2 protein-coding genes are annotated in these 1,847 nt (G+C 46.2%); both read left to right on the top strand.

Annotated elements, in window-relative coordinates; translation table 11 throughout:
- Positions 1-281 precede the first annotated feature (281 nt).
- Positions 282-509, top strand: coding sequence for a hypothetical protein (locus LC093_RS20160; protein WP_226669287.1), 228 nt, complete (start codon positions 282-284; stop codon positions 507-509).
- A gap of 664 nt (positions 510-1,173) precedes the next feature.
- Positions 1,174-1,668 (top strand): hypothetical protein, encoded by a 495-nt coding sequence (locus tag LC093_RS20155; protein WP_226669284.1) that lies wholly within the window; start codon positions 1,174-1,176, stop codon positions 1,666-1,668.
- Positions 1,669-1,847: the final 179 nt, after the last annotated feature.

Raw genomic sequence — 1,847 nt, 5'->3', positions numbered from 1 at the left:
CCCGATTCAGAACTGGAACCTGACGCTGTCACAGCTGACGATCCACTTCCCCGAGCGCTTGGAAAAACACATCAGCCTGTGAGGGCTATATGGCTGACACAGAGTTTTGAACACCCTCTTACCATACGAAGACCTACCCCACTAGATTTCTGCAGTGGCTCCCGTTTAGCTATCCGCATTGATGACTCTCTTAGAACCCCAGGGAACAGGCATGCTTCAAACGGGTAATCAACAATACAAATTACCCGGATCCCATGGGTGAGAAACTAGCAGAGCGGAAAATGAAATATTACAAGTACAATATATTTGGCCGGGAAGTCCTGATCGAAAGGCGATCAGACGGCTGGAAGACGTTCTATCAAGGCTCGGAAGGCAAACGGAGAAATGCAGGTATATTTATACCCGATGAAGTAGATGAACCAGAGCTTACCCAATATCTCTCCGACCTCTGCCACGAGTGGGCAAGCGAATCCCACCCCGATGTTATATGCCTGGAGAAGAATCATTAAATTGGCATTGATGGTTCGTCCTACCTGCCAAAGGAACCTGTAATACCTATGTAAATACCCCAGATATACGCAGGCCGATAACGCCGCGTTCCCATGCCAATACGTAAAACGCCGGCATCACCATCTACTTCCCAGGCCCGATGGAATGTCGGATCCGGCAGCCATCACTGCCAAAACGTTCTCTGAGCTCGATACGAGCCAAACACTGGCTCATATATACCGCCAAAAATGCGGGATACGCTATATTTTCGGCACGCAGAAAGTAAGTAAGCACAAACTGCCCCCAATTACACCTCCTTACATCATATCGCCACCCGAAAACCCACATGATATAAAATACGCCAAGAACAGAAAGGCGCTACCTATCTCACCCGGAGTGAGCAGTCCGTTTGGACCTCAATCCACACACCTGCAGATAAATTCAATAACAGAGGAAAAATGATGACCATTCCTCCCTCCCCGAGTTCGAGCTGCACCAGCAGACTCAAGGACTTTGATGTATTGGATTCCAGGGAAAACATAGGAAGTTATATAGGCAGAATGACTAGATATCGGCATATGACATCCAGATCTAGGCATAATGCCTAGATCTGAAGCTTTTGAATAAACTGTTAACTTCAAAAGTGCCATAGGAGCGAACATAAAAGACTACATTAATAGCGGTATGTCGATTCAAAGTGCCATGATTGATATGGTCAAATCGCACCCGGATAAAGCTACGAGACCAGATCATATAATCCTAAATGGTAGAAAAATCAGAACTGGGTATTGGATCGATGTACCTCATAAATTTCAAATAGTTCTAAATTTCCTAAGTGAACCGGATGCAGATCAAGGCACAGATATAAAGGTTGATGATGGGTATTTGGAACTTGCCTCTGGAGAGCAGGTTCCGCTCTTGCGGACTTGGCATTCTCCAGAATATGAGTCAACTGTCGAATACAATGGTTATAGCAAAACTGGCAGATTGTTTGTCTGTAATGTATACAAAGAAGAGCGAGCAGGCCGAATTTTCGAGGAAAAGTGGACGCGTAATGCAGGTATGATAATTGAGTCTAGTGATGAGGGAGGCATGATTTTTCGATGTAGCTCTGGTGATAAAACACCACCCGATTTCGACTCAATCGTCTTCGCTGTTAAAATTAGCAATAGAGCGTAATTCGGAAGTTAACAAGGCACTGCAGGCCGACGGCCAACTTTGCGCACTTTATGCGCGGTCGAGGGTGTTCAAAACTCTGTGTCAGCCATATAGCCCTCACAGGCTGATGTGTTTTTCCAAGCGCTCGGGGAAGTGGATCGTCAGCTGTGACAGCGTCAGGTTCCAGTTCTGAATCGGGT

This window comes from Microbulbifer aggregans (assembly GCF_020524005.1).
GTDB lineage: Bacteria > Pseudomonadota > Gammaproteobacteria > Pseudomonadales > Cellvibrionaceae > Microbulbifer > Microbulbifer aggregans_A.
Note: the sequence above shows the minus strand (reverse complement) of the source record. Positions and strands in the feature narration are given on the sequence as shown.

Bases quoted from the DNA above. Each gene is read 5' to 3' on its own strand.
- LC093_RS20155 (WP_226669284.1), top strand. From the start codon at position 1,174: ATGTCGATTCAAAGTGCCATGATTGATATGGTCAAATCGCACCCGGAT.
- LC093_RS20160 (WP_226669287.1), top strand. From the start codon at position 282: ATGAAATATTACAAGTACAATATATTTGGCCGGGAAGTCCTGATCGAA.